General features: G+C 33.1%; 15 protein-coding genes. 10 read left to right on the top strand and 5 right to left on the bottom strand.

Annotated features, from left to right (window positions below; translation table 11 throughout):
- The first annotated feature begins 15 nt into the window (after positions 1 to 15).
- The gene (locus AAGV33_RS06120) at positions 16 to 1,650 is read left to right on the top strand and encodes a S41 family peptidase (RefSeq protein WP_373391077.1); all 1,635 of its coding nucleotides are present in this window, start codon (positions 16 to 18) and stop codon (positions 1,648 to 1,650) included.
- Positions 1,650 to 2,456, top strand: a complete 807-nt coding sequence (locus AAGV33_RS06115) for an OmpA family protein (protein ID WP_373391076.1) — start codon at positions 1,650 to 1,652, stop codon at positions 2,454 to 2,456. Before AAGV33_RS06120 ends, AAGV33_RS06115 begins: the two co-directional genes overlap by 1 nt.
- Positions 2,457 to 2,463: 7 nt before the next feature.
- Here the strand turns inward: AAGV33_RS06115 and AAGV33_RS06110 are convergent, their stop codons facing one another.
- The 4 genes from AAGV33_RS06110 to AAGV33_RS06095 form a co-directional block, all read right to left on the bottom strand.
- Entirely contained in the window at positions 2,464 to 3,489 is a 1,026-nt protein-coding gene (locus tag AAGV33_RS06110) for a DUF4837 family protein (protein ID WP_373391075.1), read from the bottom strand.
- Between the two features lie 206 nt (positions 3,490 to 3,695).
- Positions 3,696 to 5,675 (bottom strand): LysM peptidoglycan-binding domain-containing protein, encoded by a 1,980-nt coding sequence (locus AAGV33_RS06105; protein WP_373391074.1) that lies wholly within the window; start codon positions 5,673 to 5,675, stop codon positions 3,696 to 3,698.
- Between the two features lie 106 nt (positions 5,676 to 5,781).
- Positions 5,782 to 6,969 carry a phosphoglycerate kinase gene (locus AAGV33_RS06100; protein ID WP_373391073.1) on the bottom strand — a complete coding sequence of 396 codons (1,188 nt, stop codon included), beginning with the start codon at positions 6,967 to 6,969 and terminating at the stop codon, positions 5,782 to 5,784.
- Positions 6,970 to 7,199: 230 nt separating this feature from the next.
- A complete protein-coding gene (locus tag AAGV33_RS06095) occupies positions 7,200 to 8,084 on the bottom strand; it encodes a helix-turn-helix domain-containing protein (RefSeq protein WP_373391072.1) in 885 nt (294 codons plus the stop codon).
- Between the two features lie 249 nt (positions 8,085 to 8,333).
- Between AAGV33_RS06095 and AAGV33_RS06090 the strand changes: the two genes are divergently transcribed.
- From AAGV33_RS06090 to AAGV33_RS06055, 8 genes are all read left to right on the top strand, one after another.
- Positions 8,334 to 9,977 (top strand): alpha-L-fucosidase, encoded by a 1,644-nt coding sequence (locus tag AAGV33_RS06090; protein ID WP_373391071.1) that lies wholly within the window; start codon positions 8,334 to 8,336, stop codon positions 9,975 to 9,977.
- A gap of 12 nt (positions 9,978 to 9,989) precedes the next feature.
- A complete protein-coding gene (locus AAGV33_RS06085) occupies positions 9,990 to 10,334 on the top strand; it encodes an L-rhamnose mutarotase (protein WP_373391070.1) in 345 nt (114 codons plus the stop codon).
- Positions 10,335 to 10,485: 151 nt separating this feature from the next.
- Complete coding sequence (locus AAGV33_RS06080; protein ID WP_373391069.1) at positions 10,486 to 12,420, top strand: glycoside hydrolase family 97 protein; 1,935 nt, start codon at positions 10,486 to 10,488, stop codon at positions 12,418 to 12,420.
- Between the two features lie 173 nt (positions 12,421 to 12,593).
- Positions 12,594 to 13,742, top strand: a complete 1,149-nt coding sequence (locus AAGV33_RS06075) for a DNA polymerase III subunit (RefSeq protein WP_373391068.1) — start codon at positions 12,594 to 12,596, stop codon at positions 13,740 to 13,742.
- 5 nt (positions 13,743 to 13,747) lie between these two features.
- Positions 13,748 to 14,131: a DoxX family protein gene (locus AAGV33_RS06070; protein WP_373391067.1), complete on the top strand. Its 384-nt coding sequence runs from the start codon at positions 13,748 to 13,750 to the stop codon at positions 14,129 to 14,131.
- A 94-nt stretch (positions 14,132 to 14,225) separates the two neighbouring features.
- Positions 14,226 to 14,735 (top strand): acyl-CoA thioesterase, encoded by a 510-nt coding sequence (locus AAGV33_RS06065; protein ID WP_373391066.1) that lies wholly within the window; start codon positions 14,226 to 14,228, stop codon positions 14,733 to 14,735.
- Positions 14,736 to 14,912: 177 nt separating this feature from the next.
- Positions 14,913 to 15,920, top strand: a complete 1,008-nt coding sequence (gene recA / locus AAGV33_RS06060; RefSeq protein WP_373391159.1) for a recombinase RecA — start codon at positions 14,913 to 14,915, stop codon at positions 15,918 to 15,920.
- A gap of 210 nt (positions 15,921 to 16,130) precedes the next feature.
- A complete protein-coding gene (locus tag AAGV33_RS06055) occupies positions 16,131 to 16,526 on the top strand; it encodes a hypothetical protein (RefSeq protein ID WP_373391065.1) in 396 nt (131 codons plus the stop codon).
- A gap of 57 nt (positions 16,527 to 16,583) precedes the next feature.
- Here AAGV33_RS06055 and AAGV33_RS06050 read toward each other — a convergent pair whose 3' ends face one another.
- Positions 16,584 to 17,345, bottom strand: coding sequence for a lysophospholipid acyltransferase family protein (locus AAGV33_RS06050; protein ID WP_373391064.1), 762 nt, complete (start codon positions 17,343 to 17,345; stop codon positions 16,584 to 16,586).
- Positions 17,346 to 17,486: the final 141 nt, after the last annotated feature.

Raw genomic sequence — 17,486 nt, 5'->3', positions numbered from 1 at the left:
ATAATTTAAAATACTATGAACTTCTCTTTCAAGAAAAAATACATCATTCCCGCAGTCGCTTCGGCTTTTTTGTTTATAGGTTCTAGTTTCAAAGACGATTTTTTTGAAATTGCCAAGCAAATCGAAATTTTCACGACGCTTTTCAAAGAATTGAATACCAATTATGTTGATGAAACGAATCCTGGGGAATTGATGGACAGCGCTATCAAAGGCATGTTGGCGAGTTTAGATCCTTACACCGTTTATTTTAATGAGCAAGATGTGCTGAAATTTAAAATTAATAATACGGGAGAATACACAGGAATTGGTGCTCTGATTACCCAAAAATCAGGGAAATTAATTCTTCGTGAAGTTTATAAAAATTTTCCAGCGGATAAAGCAGGATTTAAAGCAGGAGATGAGATTATTCAAATAGGTGATGTACTAATTGCTGATTTTAAAGATGATGCTTCGCAATTGCTAAAAGGGGCAAAGAACACTAAAATTGATATTAAATATTTGCGTCAAGGCAAAATAAATACAACCCAAATTTCACTCGATGAGGTCGAAATTAAATCGGTTCCTTTTTTTGCTAAAATTGATGATAAAACGGGTTATATTGTTTTGAGTCGTTTTAATAAAAAAGCTTCGAATGAGACTAAAGAAGCTTTATTGGAACTTAAAAAACAAGGTGCAACACAAATAGTTTTAGACTTAAGAAACAATCCTGGTGGACTTTTAGGCGAAGCCATTAATATTTGTAATTTGTTTGTTCCAAAAAATGAAGTGATTGTAACCACAAAATCGATCAACGCAAAACACAACAATATTTATAAAACTGCTGCTGAGCCTGTAGATTTAGAGATTCCATTGGTAATTATTGTAAACGATAAAAGTGCTTCGGCATCCGAAATTGTTTCGGGAGCTTTGCAGGATTTGGATCGTGCGGTAGTTATTGGAAGCAGAAGTTTTGGAAAAGGATTGGTTCAAAAACCAGTAGATTTGACTTATAATACTCAGTTGAAAGTAACTATTTCCAGGTATTTTACGCCTTCTGGAAGATGTATTCAAGCGATGGATTATGCTCATAAAGAAAATGGAGTGGCGGTTCGAACTAAAGAAATCAATTATAATTCGTTCAAAACCCGCAAAGGAAGAACGGTTTATGATGGAGGCGGAATCTTGCCTGACGTTCCAATGGAAGAATCAAAAACAAGTGTGATTGCCAATGCTTTGCTTAAAAACGACGGAATTTTTAATTATGCTACGGTCTATTATTACAAAAACCCAAATTTAGGCAACCAAATTCCAAATTTCACCAATGCTGATTTTCAGGATTTCAAACAATATTTGAAGAATCAGAAAATTTCTTTTGATACGGAAACTGAAGTGGCTTTGAAAAACACTTTAGCTATTGCCAAAAAAGAAGCTATTGAGGGTGAAATTAGTAACGAATACAATCAATTGCTGGCTGCTGTTCAAAAAAGCGAAGCAACACAATTAGATAAAAATCAAGAAGAAATTAAGAATTTGATTTTAGAAGAAATCATCAAACGATTCCAATATCAGGAAGGTTTTTATCAATATTACATGAAATCCAATTCGGAAATTAAAAAAGCAGTAGGGATTTTGAACGATGCTGCCACCTATAAAAATATTCTAAAAATCTAATGTTAAAATCGACTCTAATATTTCCTTTTTTGGCTTTTGGTGCATTGTGTGCCCAAGAGAAAAAAATTGGAACAGTTTATTTTGAGTTTGACAAATACAATATCGATGATGTACAAGTTCAACTTGTTGTTGATTTTGTTAGAGAAATAGATACTACAAAACTAGAATCCATTCAAATTTATGGCTATTGCGATGACAGAGGCAATAACGATTACAATTTAAAATTGTCTAAAAACAGAGTAAATAGCGTCAAAGATATTTTAATTGCCAATGGTTTTAATAAAAACAAAATTGTAATTGTTGAAGGCAAAGGACGTGTGCTTATTGACCAATTTTCGGGTGGAAGTTTGGCTGATCTTCGCTCTAAAAATCGCCGTGTTGATTTGTTGATTGTAAATAAAAATAGTTTTGGTAAAGGAATTTACAATTCGCTGCAAGAGCATCATGAAGTTGGGGATCGCATTTATCTTGAAAACATTTTTTTCGAATTAGGAAGCAGTAATCTTACCCAATCTTCTCAAAAAGAATTGGATAAAATATCTGAAATACTTCAGAGAAATAAAGCAATAGAATTTGAAATCCGTGGTCATGTGTGTTGCACGCCAGATTATTACAAAGATGCTATTGATCGTGCAACTAAGGAAAGAAAACTTTCTTTGTACCGGGCAAAAAATGTTTTTAGGTATTTGATTTCTAAAAATGTAAACAGTCTAAGAATGACTTACAAAGGTTTAGGCAATCAATTTCCTCTAGGCAAAGGGGATGAGTATGATAGAAGAGTTGAGTTTTTGATTACTAAGAATTAGTTTCAAATTAATCTCTGTTATCAAACATGGCCATAATCTTTGATTTTTCCTTAGGAAGTGGTTTTTTATTGATTTTAACCGATTTTATAATGGATTCTAACTCTAGCATCAAATCTCTTTTTTCTTTTGAAGGAGAGTAACAAAAACCTTCTAAAACCAGTATGCGATCGTTTTCTTTGTCAACAATGGCGTAATTAATGAAAGGGCCAGACATAAAATCGTTTTTCAATTCCCAGGTTCCTTTGGTTTCATAGGCTTTTTTATAATCCAAAACAATATTGAAAAAATAAGGTGCATAGGCTTCTTCGGTAATCATATCAGTATTTAATTCCTTGCCATGAATGTATAGTTTTCCAATAGAATCTCTCATTTTGATAATATTAGAAACCTTACTATTTCTATTTTCGATACTACTTATCGGAACCTGATACAATAAAAGGCTGGTGTTTCCACTGATAATTTCTTTTTTAAACCAGGCAAATCCTTCTTTTTGAAGCACTAATTGATAGCTCGATGGAACTTCAAGATTTAGATTAAAGTTCTCCTTAAAAAATTTCGGACTCAAAAGCGATTTTTTATTGATGCGTTGGAACTCTTCAATCTCAGTTTGATGAATAGTTTTAACAATTTCTGCTGCATTTTTTTGAATCAGGCACAAAATATCATCAGCCGCTTTTCCTGAAATATGAAATACATTTTGAGGCGAAGCGTATTGGTTTTTTACAATTTTAAAATTTTCTTTGGTATCTTTTTTAATGACAATAATGTTTCGGCTATCAGTCATAAAGCCTTCCATTAGTTTTACGGGATATTGATTGATGTTAAAAAGAGGTTCTTCCTGAGGTAAACCAATTACGGGTGAGGCAAACTTATTTCGGATGCTATCGCCAATTTCACCATTCCACAATAAATCATCGATAATTACCGAGATATTATTGATTTTTCCAGTTGCTTTTCTAGCATTAGTAGTTTCCTCTTTGCAGGAAAAGAAAAAAATGGAAATAAAAAGCAATATAAAATGGAATCTATTCATTTTGTATCGATTGTAACCGCAATTCAAATTTTAGATAGGAATTGTTGTTTGAGTAATTGTTTAGGTTTCTTATAATTTACTTAGCTAATATCGTTCCATTTTTGTAGAATTAGGATAAAAATAAGGCATAACTAGCAATTATAAGTAAAAAAGGGCTTTATTCTGTTACCAAATAAAGCCCTTCTTGTATTTTTTGAGATTTAAAATTAACCTCCTATTTTTAATTTCATTCCTGGTTTGATGTCTTCATTGTTGATATCATTCCATTTTTTAATATCTGAAACAGTAACTCCTGGATATTTTTTTGCAATGCTAAACAAAGAATCTCCTTTTTTTACAAAATAATCATGTTGTGAACTATTGTTGTTTTTCTTAAAAGAGGCAACTGAACTTTTAGAAGTATGGATGGCAACTTCATTCTTAGCCACAATTAGTTTTTTTCCAAATGCAATGTTGTTGTCTGAAAGATGATTCCATTCTTTTAAATCAGCAACAGCAGTACCAAATTTTTTAGAAATAGTACCTAAATTGTCTCCTTTTTGAACGGTATATTCAATGTTTTTTAATTCAACTGCTGGAACTGATGCAACAGCTTCTTTGGTTTCGATTTCTTCAGCAATTTGCAATGTGGTGCCCACTTGGATTGTGTTTCCAGTAAGTTTATTCCATTCTTTAATTTGCGCAACAGTTACATCGTTTTCTTCGGCAATACTGTTAAGATTATCACCTTTTTGAACAATATAATTCGAATTTTTATTAGCAATTAAAGTATCCGCTTTAACTTCCTTTTTTATTTTTTCAGCTTTGTTTGCTTTGGTTTCTGTAGAAGCAACTGCAGTATTGTCCTCCGTTCCTATTATTGTTAGAATTTTTCCGTAGGATATAGTATTACTGCTTAATTTATTCCATTTTTTTAAGTCGCTAAGACTCACATTATATTGATTGGCAATACTGCCTAAATTATCACCTTTTTTTATCTTATAATATTGGGTAACAGTTCCAATAGGGTAGCTTGGTTTTTCTACAGTGGCTACTGCAGTAGTAGTGTTTTTATGAGAACCAGTGTTTTTAAAATCCAATTCGTGTTGAATGTAAGCGTAAATCTTCTCTTCGTTAGAAACGAATACGCCCATTTTGTCTTTTGGTAATCGCAAATAATGATTTTCATCATTGTAATGCGGAATTACATTGAGTTTATACGAAGGATTTAGTAATTGCAATTGAGATACAGGAACGTCGAGCAAATCAGATATTTGATTAAACGTCATCTGCTTTTTAATCATTACAGTATCGGTAGCAAAATGTTGAACAATGGCTCTGTTGGGTTTAATTCCGTGCTCGTTATGGTATTCGTACAAATACATTGTAGCTAAGAAAGCAGGAACATAACCTTGAGTTTCTTTTGGAAGATGATTTTTAATGCTCCAGAAGTTTTGTTGTCCACCTGATCTTCGGATGGCTTTTGAAACGTTTCCAGGTCCTGAATTATATGACGCTAAAACCAGTTCCCAGTCGCCAAAAATGGCAAACATATTTGTCATGTATTGCGCAGCCGCCTCAGTAGCTTTTAATGGATCGCTGCGTTCGTCAATATAAGAATCGATTTTTAAATTATATTGTTTTCCTGTGTGATACATAAATTGCCAGAGTCCAGTAGCACCCATTCTAGAAACCGCTTTTGGGTTTAATGCTGACTCAACAATGGCTAAATATTTTATTTCTAAAGGTACCTTTTGTTTGGCAAAAGTTTCTTCAAACATCGGGAAATAATATTCCGAAATCGCCATAATACGCTCAAATGACTTTTTTCTGTTTTTTAGAAATGATTTAATGACGTTTTCCAGTCCTTGATTGTATTGAATGTTAAACGGAGATTTAGCATTCATGGCTTCTAATCGGGATTTTAGTAATTCAGTAGATAGTTCATAATCTACTTTTTCATCTGTATTGATACTTTCAATGTCTTTCGAAATATCATTATATAAATCAAGATTAGTCAATTCCTTTGTCCACAAACTGTCTACACAATGGGCTATGTCATCATGAACAAAGCTGAGTTTTACAGAATCAAGATAAGAAAGTTTAGTTTCTAAAACAGCAATTCCCTTGCTTTCAGCAATTTCTTGCGAAAACAGGGGAATTGTTAGTAATAGAAAAAATGATAAGGTGATTTTTTTTATATTCATATTTTTATTGTTAACGTGCTTAATTTTAAGCAATTACGAAAATCGTTATGCAAACTTAATAGGTTACAACTAAAAAAATCAATAAATATTGTTAAAATTGCGATATTTATTCTAGAATTGCAGCAATTCCAGGTAAAGTTCTTCCTTCTAGCATTTCAAGCATTGCTCCACCACCTGTAGAAACATAACTTACTTTATGTTCAAAACCAAATTGTTTTACCGCTGCAACTGAGTCTCCACCACCTACAAGTGAGAACGATCCGTTTGCAGTTGCCTCAGCAATGTAGTCACCAAGAGCAATTGTTCCTTTAGCAAATGTTTCCATTTCGAATACTCCTAAAGGACCATTCCAAAGTATTGTTTTAGATTCTAAAATTACTTTTTTGAAGTTTTCTAATGATTTAGGCCCAGCATCCATACCTTCCCAACCATCAGGAATATTTGTAACATCAACTACTTGAGTGTTAGCTGAATTTGAGAAATCATCTCCCGCAATAACGTCTACTGGAATGTGAATTTGAACTCCTTTTTCTTTAGCTAATCTTAAAATTTCAAGTGCTAATTCTTGTTTGTCGTCTTCGCAAATAGAATTACCAATTTTTCCACCTAAGGCTTTTACAAAGGTAAAAGTCATTCCTCCACCAAGAATCATGTGGTCTACTTTGTCTAAAATATTTTCGATAACTGTAATTTTAGAAGATACTTTAGATCCTCCAAGGATTGCAATTACAGGTTTTTCGCTATCTTTTAGTACTTTGTTGATGCTTTCAATTTCTTTAGCTAACAAATAACCAAAACATTTAGCTGTTGGAAAAAATTGAGCTATAATTGTAGTAGAAGCGTGTGCTCTGTGAGCCGTTCCAAAAGCGTCGTTTACATAAATGTCTCCTAATGAAGCCAATTCTTTTGCAAAAGCAACATCTCCAGCTTCTTCTTCAGCATGAAAACGTAAATTTTCTAATAATAAAACCTCACCCGCTTTTAAGTCATTCGAAGCTTGTTTTGCAACTTCACCTACACAGTTAGATGCAAATTTTACAGGAACTCCAAGAATGTCAGTTGCTGTTTTTAAGATATGTTGTAATGAATATTTTTCTTCAACTCCTTTTGGTCGACCTAAATGAGACATTAATATCACACTTCCACCATCGGCAAGGATTTTATCAATAGTCGGTTTTGCAGCTTCGATACGAGTAACATCAGTTACATTAAAATTTTCGTCAAGCGGCACGTTAAAATCAACACGTATAATTGCTTTTTTATTTGCAAAGTTAAAATCGTTTAAAGTCTTCATTAGTATAATTTTAGTTTATTTTTTTGAAAGTGAAACAAATATAGAAATTTTCTAGTAGTATTAAATTTCAAAATTTCAAAAAAATCAATTTTTAGCAACGAAAACGATGTAAACTCACAAATAATTTTATTTATATCTTATAATTTAAAAAAATGCCTGTAAAAGTTAAATTTTATGGTTTTTAAAATTGAATATAAAAAATTGAAATTTCTAATCAAATCTAAAAAAAGCTAATTATTGAGGTAAAAATCATTTTTATTGCGGTATTCGCCTGGTGTGAGACTCACTATTTGTTTGAATATTTTAGAAAAGTGAGGCAAATTAGAAAATCCAGTATCTAAGGCAATTTCTAAAAAACTCTTATTTGTTGTTGCAATAAGGTATTGTGCTCTTTCAATCTTTTTTTCGTGAATGTAATTTAAAGGTCGCTGTCCAGTATGAATTAGAAATTGTTTTGAAAAATAATCTTGATTTTGATTGACTCTTTGAGCTAATTCTGCCACAGTTAGGTTTTTTCCTAAATGAAGTTGTATGTAACTCATCGTATCAAGAATTTTAGAAGGTGTTCCTTGAGAAGTATTTTGTTGAAAATTTTTATCATTCAAAAATCTGGAAATCAACTGAAGTAAAATACCTTGGTTTTCAAATTTTAAATGCGTTTTCATTTTGTCATTATGAGAACGGTATTCTTTGTAAAAAGCTTCTTTCTCATACACTTTTGGGTTGTCAGATCGGTTAATCCCTCTTCCAGGATTGCTTTTTAGCATTTGTTGGATAAGAACAATGTCAATTTCGGTAGCGGCTAATTTCATCACATTTCTATTTTGATTAAACAGAGAAATTCCGTCGGGAGATTCCTCAAAAAACTGAATGAAATATTGACTCAAATATTCCTCACAATTCAAATTACAAATGGTAAAACTCGGAATAAGATACAAATAACCAGCCTCTAGAGTCAAACGTCCCGAACTGTTAGAAATAAAACCAATTCCCTCATCAATATAATACAACCGATAATATGGACTAATCACATTGTTGAAATTCCAATTGTGATTAAGTTTCACATAATCAATATGTAACAACGAGAATGAATATTTGAAAGTGCTTTTAGACATAATGGTATAAAATGATAAAAAAATCGTTTTTGAGTAACAAAAAATCGTTTTCGAATAAAATTATTAACTTCAGCTAAGTTACATTTGTTTTTATTTATTCGAAAATAAGGGAATAAAAAATCAATAATTAAATTTATATGTAAAATTGATATCATAAAAGTGGGTTATGGCTTATTTTGATATGAAATCGAATTTTGAAACAAATCGGTAAAGTCGGAAATACATAAAATAGTATCAAAATATAAAAATATGCAAAGAAGAAGTGCTTTAAAACTAGGTGTCTCAGCATTAGCTGGGCTTTATTTGTCTCCTTTATTGGGTCAATCTACTATACTTAATACTCCTGCTTTCAGAGGTGTTTTTGAACCTACTTGGGATTCATTGGAGAAATACCAAGTGCCAGATTGGTTTCGTGATGCTAAATTTGGAATGTGGGCACATTGGGGACCTCAATGTGAGCCAGAAGCAGGCGATTGGTATGCTCGTGGAATGTATCAGGAAGATTCCTGGCAATATAAATACCATGTGCAAAAGTACGGACACCCATCAAAATTTGGTTTTAAAGATGTAATCAATCTTTGGAAAGCTGATAATTGGAATCCAGAAGAATTGGTCAATTTATATAAAGAGGCTGGAGCCAAATATTTTATGGCAATGGCAAACCATCATGATAATTTGGATTTGTACGATAGTAAACACCAACCGAATTGGAATTCGACCAAAATGGGTCCTAAAATAGACATTATAGCCGGATGGGAAAAAGCAGCTCGCAAAGCTGGTCTTCCTTTTGCGGTGAGTGTTCACGCAGCTCATGCCTGGAGCTGGTTTGAAACTTCACAACGTTCAGATAAAAAAGGTCCTCTGGCTGGAGTTCCTTATGATGGAAAATTAACCAAATCGGATGGGAAAGGAACATGGTGGGAAGGTTTAGATCCGCAGGAATTGTACGCTCAAAATCATCCATTAAGTGAAAATAGTTTAAATGATGGAACCATTCATAGCCAATGGAACTGGGGAAATGGTGTTGCAAAACCATCAGAAGCCTACATAGAAAATTTTCATGATCGAACCATTGATTTAATTGATAAATACAATCCAGATTTGGTTTATTTTGATGATACGGCATTACCGCTTTGGCCAATTAGTGATGCAGGTTTACGCATAGCGGCACATTTATACAATAAAAGTCTTGATAAAAATAAAACTGTTCAGGCTGTTGTTACTGGTAAAATATTAGACGAACAGCAAAAAAAAGCTATGGTTTGGGATATCGAAAAAGGACAAAGTAATAGTATTGAACCTTTACCTTGGCAAACGGATACTTGCCTTGGTAACTGGCATTATGATCGTGGGGTTTATAAAGACAAACGTTATAAATCAGCTAAAACTGTTATACATACTTTGATAGATGTGGTGAGTAAAAACGGAAATTTAATGTTGAATATCCCAGTGCGAGGTGATGGAAGCATTGACGAATTAGAACGCGAAATTGTGAAAGAAATTGGAGTTTGGATGAAACTAAACAGCAAAAGTATTTATGGTACACGTCCTTGGAAAATATTTGGCGAAGGGCCACAACAAGCAAGTGCAGGAGCTTTAACCGCCCAAGGTTTTAATGAAGGGAAGGGAAAACCCTACACTTCAGAAGACATTCGTTTTGCAATAAAAGACAAAACACTTTATGCTACGGTAATGGCTTGGCCAGAAAGTGGTACTGCAATTATTAAAAGTTTAGGAAAATCTAATCCACATCACACCCAAAAAATAAGACAGATTCGATTAGTGAGTACGGGCGAAAAATTAAAATTCAAACAGAATTCAAATGCTCTTGAAGTATATTTTCCAAATCAAAAACCAGAAGCTTCGTATGCTAATGTTTTGGAGATTGTTTAAACCTTAAAATTTATGAGTTCCAAAAAATTATGTTACGCCTGTGATTTAGTCGATAATCAGGAGTTAATAAAACTATATAAATACTATCATAAAAAGGAAAATGCTTGGCCTGAAATCACTAAAAGCATTAAAGATTCGGGTGTTATAGATATGGAAATTTACCTTTTTGCCAACAGATTGTTTATGATTATGGAAGTGGATGAAAGTTATACTCCGGAACGCAAACAAATGATGGATGCTGCCAATCCAAAAGTTCAGGAATGGGAAAAATTAATGTGGAAATTTCAACAAGCACTTCCTGGTGCTAAAGAGGGAGAAAAATGGTTGCCGATGGAACAAATATATAAATTGGAGTGAATTAAGTGCTTAGTTTAAAGTTTGTGTTTTTTAGATGTTTTAAAATAGCAAAGTATAAGAATGACGGATTAATTGTAAATTGTCCTAAAAACACGCCATTCGCTATAGCTATAGTTTTTGAAATAGAATAATAAAAAAATCATATAAGATTATGAAGTTAAAAAGTATAGTATTTTTTCTGTTGCTTGGGTTTTGTCAAGCTTGGTCGCAACCCCTCGTTTTTCAATCTCCTAATAAAAAAATAGCAGTTACGCTAGAAGCAATCGATGGAGCAAATAAGGGAGAATGGTTTTTAAAAATATCCCATCAATCGGATACAAACGTTTCTGAAATTCTTCCAAAAATTAATTTAGGACTTTCAAGAAGTGATCAGGATTTTTCAAAAGAGCTTCTTTTTCTAAAAGCATCCAAACCTAAAATGATAACGGAACACTATGAACTTCCTTATGGTAAAAAATTAGTGCGTGATAATCAGGCGAATGAAGTCGTTGTTTCATTCGAAAATCCTAGCAAAGCCAAATTGAATCTTATTATAAGAGCGTATAATGATGGTGTAACTTTTCGATATGAATTTCCTGAAAAAAAAGGTTCTTATGTTGTTAATGATGAGTTTACCGCTTATCAAATACCAAAAGAAAGTAAGCGATGGTTAGAAAAATGGAATACAGCCAATGAAGGATTGTATGCCGAGTCAAGCGAGGATAAAATACAGCGACAAGAATGGTGTTATCCAGCATTGTTTAATTCTTCGGATAAATCATCTTGGTTTTTATTGCATGAAGCAGATTTAGACCGCACGTATTGCGGAACAAAATTAAGCAACAAAAACGACAGTAATTCGTATAAACTTAGCTTTCCTGATCCAGCCGATGCTAGAGGAACTGGAGAGCCAAAACCTACTATTTCATTGCCTTGGCAATCGCCTTGGAGAGTGATTACCATTGGGAGTTTATCTGATATTGTCGAAAGTACATTGGTAGAAGACGTGTCAAAACCTACTGATTTCAAAACTACCAATTGGGTTAAGCCCGGAAAAGTATCTTGGAATTACTGGTCCAGTAATCATGGAACTAAAGATTTTAAAACCGTATGTGAATTTGCTGATTTAGCTGTAAAAATGAATTGGCCATATACGCTTTTAGACTGGGAATGGGACGGAATGACAAATGGTGGAAATCTAGAAGATGCCTTGAAGTACATTCATTCGAAAGGCATAAAGCCATTAATGTGGTACAATTCAGGAGGCGATCATACCTGGGTTTCTTCTACTCCAAAAGACAGAATGCTGACTCATCAAAACAGAGTTGAAGAATTTACCAAACTAAAAAAACTAGGTGTTGTAGGTGTTAAAATTGATTTTTTCGAAAGCGAAAAACAAAACATGATACAGTATTATCTGGATATTTTAGAAGATGCTGCTCAGTTTGAAATGATGGTCTATTTTCATGGTTGTCTCGTACCACGAGGTTGGTCAAGAACTTATCCTAATTTAATGACCTATGAAGGCGTTCGTGGTGCTGAGTGGTACAACAACGTTCCTGAATTTACATACACTGCTCCAGAACACAATACGATTTTACCTTTTACTCGAAATGTAGTGGGAGCAATGGATTATACTCCGGTAACTTTTACTAATTCTCAATATCCACATATTACTTCTTATGGACACGAGTTAGCTCTTTCGGTACTTTTTGAATCTCCTTTGCAACATTTGGCAGACAGACCAGAAGGCTATTACAATTTGCCCGATGAGGTTAAAACCTTCTTGAAAAATGTCCCTACTATTTGGGATAATACGAAACTGATTGACGGTTATCCAGGTCAGGATGTAACCATAGCAAGACAAAAAGACAATTCTTGGTACATTGGAGGAATTAGTGCTTCTGAATGCAAAGAAGTAACTAAAAAAATTAAGTTGGATTTTTTAACTGAAGGAACAAATTATCAAGCTCTTTTAATTGCTGATGGCAAGCATAATAAAGTTTTTGATATTCAGAATTTAGTAGTAAATAAAAATACGATTATGGATGTAAAATTGTTGCGTAGAGGCGGTTTTGCAGTTTCATTAATTCCAATGGAAAAATAGCCAATAGTTTTTTTTTAATTTAGTATCCCAAATTTATTTACATCAACACAATAAGGTTTTCTTTATTTGCACAGAAAATAGAAGTCTTAAAAGTTTCTAATGTTCCGTTTCATCAGTGATAAACTTTATAATCTAAAATTTTAGACTTATCCATTTTCTGCTATCTTTGCTTTATGCAATTTTCTGAAATTTTAGGGCAAGAACACATTAAAAACCATCTCACTAGAAGTGCTAATTTGGGCAGAATTCCGCATGCACAACTGTTTGTTGGGCCAGAAGGAAGCGGAACTTTAGCCATGGCAATTGCTTATGCACAATACATTTTGTGTGGCAATCAAAATGGAGAAAATGATGGAGAAAATCATGCCTGTAATATAAAATTCCAAAAATTATCACATCCCGATTTGCATTTTGCTTATCCTACGGTTACCACTGATGAGGTAAAGAAAAGTCCTAAAAGTATTGACTTTATTGCCGATTGGAGAGAATTTGTAACCCAAAACCCGTATGGTGGATTGTTTGATTGGTACGCAGTTTTAGGTGTGCAAAATAAACAAGGAGAAATTAGAGTTGATGATGCACAGGAAATCCTGAAATCACTTTCTTTAAAAGCTTATGAAGGCGGTTATAAAATTATGATTGTCTGGATGGCGGACAAATTGAATATTGCTGCTTCCAACAAACTTTTGAAATTGCTCGAAGAACCACCTGAAAAAACAGTGTTTATTCTGATTTCTGAACATGAAGAAGACATTCTGCAAACCATTCGTTCCCGTTGCCAAATTTTACATTTCAATGGATTGAGCGAAGCCGTTATTGCCGATGCCTTGGTTTCCCGTGAAGAAATAGATTTAAAATTAGCCACAAAATTAGCGCATCAGGCACAAGGAAATTACAACGCTGCTTTGCATTTATTAAGAGATAAAGATGAAGAACATCCGTTTGAACAATGGTTTGTGACTTGGGTTCGTGCTGCTTTTAAAGCAAAAAAAGATGCCGCTGCCATTCAGGATTTGATCCTTTGGAGCGAAAAAATAGCCACTTTAGGAAGAGAAGCACAAAAGAAGTTTTTGCAGTTTTGTATGGAAATGTTTCGTCAGGCTTTACTAATCAATTATGAAACGCCAGGTTTAGTTTATTTCGAACCAAAAGTGGATAAATTCAAATTAGAAAATTTTGCTCCATTTGTAAACGGCAATAATATTCAGGATATCTTCAAAGAACTTTCGGATGCGATGTATCATATAGAACGCAATGGAAATGCTAAAATAATTTTAACCGATTTGTCTATCAAATTGACACGTTTAATCCATAAAAAATAAAGATTATGAATAATCCAGCTTCATTTTTAATTCTGGTGTTTTTCGGGATTACTTATTTGCAATCCAGTTACGAAAAACTGTTTTATTGGGAAGACAATGTAAATTGGTTTAAAGAACATTTTGCTAAGACAAAATTGAAAAATCATGTAAAATTAGCTCTAGTTAATCTTATTATAATGGAATTGATTTCGACCGTTTTGTGCTTTGTTGGTTGTATCGAATTGTTAGTGAGTAATGGAAGATTATTTGGGTTTTACGGAGCGGTATTTTCGGCAATTACGTTACTGATGATGCTTTTTGGTCAGCGATTAGCTAAAGATTATGACGGCGCCAGAACCATTGTTATCTATTTTATTCCTGCTGTAATGGCGGTGTATTGGTTGAATTAAAAATCAATTAATTTCAATGGCAATGCCAATTGCAATTTCAAAAATCAATTAAGGGCTTCTTGTTTTCGAAGTGAAAAAATTATATTACTACATTATGACACCAAAACATCCATCTGAATCCTTAACGATATTAACTGATATGGTTTTGCCAAGTGAAACAAATGCTTTGCATAATCTTTTTGGAGGCGAATTATTAGCTCGAATGGATCGTGCGGCTAGTATTTCGGCAGGAAGACATTCGCGACAAGTTTCGGTAACAGCATCGGTAAATCATGTTGCTTTTAATAAATCAATTCCATTGGGAAGTGTTGTTATTATTGAAGCAAAAGTGTCTCGAGCATTCAAAACCTCAATGGAAATTTATATTGATGTTTGGGTGGAAGATCGTGAATCTGGCGAAAGGACTAAAGCGAATGAAGCTATTTATACTTTTGTGGCAGTAGATGCAACAGGAAAACCAGTTGAGGTTCCTCAAATAATTCCCGAAACGAAACTTGAAATTCACAGGTATGACGATGCTTTAAGACGCAAACAGCTGAGTTTAGTATTAGCTGGAAAAATGAAACCCGAAGAAGCTACAGAGTTGAAAGCGTTGTTTGTGTAAGATTTTGTTTTTTGGTTCGAAATTTTTTTAAACGAAAAAGTTTGCATCAAAAAAAGAAGTATTTTTACAAACACAAAAAAGATTTGTAATAGAAATTAGAAGAAGCACCGCTTCGGATAAGTTTCTAATCGCTATAGAAACAATATTAATTTAATGAAAGAAAAGCTAAAAGAGAAGATGAGTACAGAGAAAGAAGCCAAATTAAAAGCGTTACAACTTACCCTTGATAAACTGGATAAAACCTACGGAAAAGGGACAGTTATGAAAATGGGAGATAAGGCCATTGTAGAAGTAGAAACTATTTCTTCAGGTTCTTTAGGTGTTGATTTAGCATTAGGAGTAGGTGGATATCCAAAAGGAAGAATTATAGAAATCTACGGACCAGAATCTTCAGGAAAAACTACTTTAACACTTCACGCTATTGCCGAAGCTCAAAAAGCAGGAGGAATTGCTGCTTTTATTGATGCAGAGCACGCATTTGATAGAAATTATGCTGAAAAATTAGGTGTAGATATCGAAAACTTAATTATTTCGCAACCAGATAATGGAGAGCAAGCATTAGAAATTGCTGAAAACTTGATTCGTTCAGGAGCAATTGATATTGTGGTAATTGACTCGGTTGCTGCTTTGACTCCAAAAAGTGAGATTGAAGGTGAAATGGGAGATTCTAAAATGGGTCTTCACGCACGTTTGATGTCACAAGCATTGAGAAAGTTAACAGGAACAATTAGTAAAACCAATTGTACGGTATTCTTCATCAACCAGTTGAGAGAAAAAATTGGAGTGATGTTTGGAAATCCAGAAACTACAACAGGGGGTAATGCTTTGAAATTTTACGCTTCGGTACGTTTAGATATTCGTCGTTCCACTCAAATTAAAGACGGCGAAAATGTTATTGGAAACAGAACCAAAGTTAAAATCGTTAAAAACAAAGTTGCTCCACCATTTAAAGTTGCTGAGTTTGATATTATGTATGGCGAAGGAGTTTCTAAAACAGGCGAAATCCTGGATTTAGCAGTAGAATTCGAAATTGTAAAAAAATCAGGATCATGGTTTAGTTATGGTGAAACCAAATTAGGTCAGGGTCGTGATGCTGTAAAATCTTTGATTAAAGACAATCCTGAATTAGCAGACGAATTAGAAGAAAAAATCAAAGCTAGAATTAAAGAATTGGCTGAAAACTAATTGATTTGATTTTTAAAAATATTTAAAATGCTCGGCAATTGTCGGGCATTTTTTTGTTCAAAAAAGAATCAGGACGGAATTTTTTTTGAAAAAAATAGCTTCTAAAAGCAACCTTTTTTATTCTTCGCTGTCTTTATAAAAGAACCAATGAAAAATTGTTAATTTATAAATTCAAAAAAAATGAAAAAAATAGCCTTATTTTTAGTCTTGATGACTACCTTATTAAGTTGTAGTGTTGATGAACCAGATCGATACACTAATTATATTTTGCCAATTGAAAGTTACGTCTTACCTGAAACTTTTAGTGTAGGAGATTCACATGAAATAGAGTTAAAATATCAAAAACCTACAGTTTGCTATAATTACAGAGGAATATATTATTATTCAGAAAACAATGAGAGAACTGTAGCTATTTATGCTGATGTAAAAGATGGTGAAACTTGCTCGGAAGTACTGCCTCCAGAATCTGAAGTTTCTTTTAATTTTATGCCAACAACGGCAGGAACTTATACCTTTAAATTCTATAAAGGTAAAGGCCCAGATCCAGATGATGCAAGCAAAGAGATAGATATATTTGATGAAGTAGAAATTACTGTAACGGAATAAGATTCTCCAAGTTTTAAATTATAAAAAAATCACCTTTATTAGGGTGATTTTTTTGTTTTAAGCGGTTTCCACGTTTTTTTCAGTTTCAAAAGCTATTAACTGAGTGAAAATAGTATTTCTTATTTCTTCTCGAATTTCTTTCCGATTCGTTTCATCTTTACCAAAGGTTTCCACCTGTTTATGAATTTTTACACGCATAATTCCTGGGCTTCCAGCAAAAAAAGTATAAGGAAAACGTTCTTTATTATCTGCAAAACTGATGGGTAAAATAGGAATTTGATGTTGAATGGCTAATTTAAAAGCACCTTCTTTAAAATGATCCAAAAGAATGGATTCGTCGCTTGGAACGCCGCCTTCGGGAAAAATACAAACACTAAGACCACGTTGAATTCTTTTTTGCGCTTTTGTAAAAACAGCCATTCGGCTTTTAGAATTGCTTCGATCAACTAAAATACATGTTCTTTTATAGAAAAATCCAAACACTGGAATTTTGGCCAGTTCTTGTTTGCCCACAAAAACAAAAGGATTTTTAATAATGGCAAGCATTAGCATAATATCCATCATCGAAGTGTGGTTTGCCACAATCATATAACTTTTATCTTCTTCAACAGTTTGTTCGCTCTCTACTTTATAACGAAATCCCATTCCAAATAGAATGAATTTGGCCCATATTCGAGCCATAATAAAAAAGTAAGGATAGCCTTTTTCGGAAAGAATCGAAAGTACTAAAAACGGAAACATAATTAAAATTGGTATCGCCATTAGGATGTAAAACCAAATGCGCCAAAGTGTCCAGAAAATTATTTTTATGCCTTTCATGTGTTCAAAAATAAGGAATCAAATGGTATCATTTATATAAAAAAAATAATGTTTTAAACCATATAAGTCATTTAAGCTATTTTATTTTGAGTTTTAAAGCTTATATGTACTGTAAGTTCATTTAAGTTACTTCTCTTTTGT

The sequence above is a fragment of the Flavobacterium magnesitis genome (genome assembly GCF_041729735.1).
GTDB classification, from domain to species: Bacteria; Bacteroidota; Bacteroidia; order Flavobacteriales; family Flavobacteriaceae; genus Flavobacterium; species Flavobacterium magnesitis.
The sequence above is the reverse complement of the archived record's forward strand: the minus strand, read 5'-3'. Positions and strand labels throughout refer to the sequence as shown.

Coding starts and splice junctions, on each gene's coding strand:
- AAGV33_RS06120 (WP_373391077.1), top strand. CDS start 16: ATGAACTTCTCTTTCAAGAAAAAATACATCATTCCCGCAGTCGCTTCG.
- AAGV33_RS06115 (WP_373391076.1), top strand. CDS start 1,650: ATGTTAAAATCGACTCTAATATTTCCTTTTTTGGCTTTTGGTGCATTG.
- AAGV33_RS06110 (WP_373391075.1), bottom strand. CDS start 3,489: ATGAATAGATTCCATTTTATATTGCTTTTTATTTCCATTTTTTTCTTT.
- AAGV33_RS06105 (WP_373391074.1), bottom strand. CDS start 5,675: ATGAATATAAAAAAAATCACCTTATCATTTTTTCTATTACTAACAATT.
- AAGV33_RS06100 (WP_373391073.1), bottom strand. CDS start 6,969: ATGAAGACTTTAAACGATTTTAACTTTGCAAATAAAAAAGCAATTATA.
- AAGV33_RS06095 (WP_373391072.1), bottom strand. CDS start 8,084: ATGTCTAAAAGCACTTTCAAATATTCATTCTCGTTGTTACATATTGAT.
- AAGV33_RS06090 (WP_373391071.1), top strand. CDS start 8,334: ATGCAAAGAAGAAGTGCTTTAAAACTAGGTGTCTCAGCATTAGCTGGG.
- AAGV33_RS06085 (WP_373391070.1), top strand. CDS start 9,990: ATGAGTTCCAAAAAATTATGTTACGCCTGTGATTTAGTCGATAATCAG.
- AAGV33_RS06080 (WP_373391069.1), top strand. CDS start 10,486: ATGAAGTTAAAAAGTATAGTATTTTTTCTGTTGCTTGGGTTTTGTCAA.
- AAGV33_RS06075 (WP_373391068.1), top strand. CDS start 12,594: ATGCAATTTTCTGAAATTTTAGGGCAAGAACACATTAAAAACCATCTC.
- AAGV33_RS06070 (WP_373391067.1), top strand. CDS start 13,748: ATGAATAATCCAGCTTCATTTTTAATTCTGGTGTTTTTCGGGATTACT.
- AAGV33_RS06065 (WP_373391066.1), top strand. CDS start 14,226: ATGACACCAAAACATCCATCTGAATCCTTAACGATATTAACTGATATG.
- recA (WP_373391159.1), top strand. CDS start 14,913: ATGAGTACAGAGAAAGAAGCCAAATTAAAAGCGTTACAACTTACCCTT.
- AAGV33_RS06055 (WP_373391065.1), top strand. CDS start 16,131: ATGACTACCTTATTAAGTTGTAGTGTTGATGAACCAGATCGATACACT.
- AAGV33_RS06050 (WP_373391064.1), bottom strand. CDS start 17,345: ATGAAAGGCATAAAAATAATTTTCTGGACACTTTGGCGCATTTGGTTT.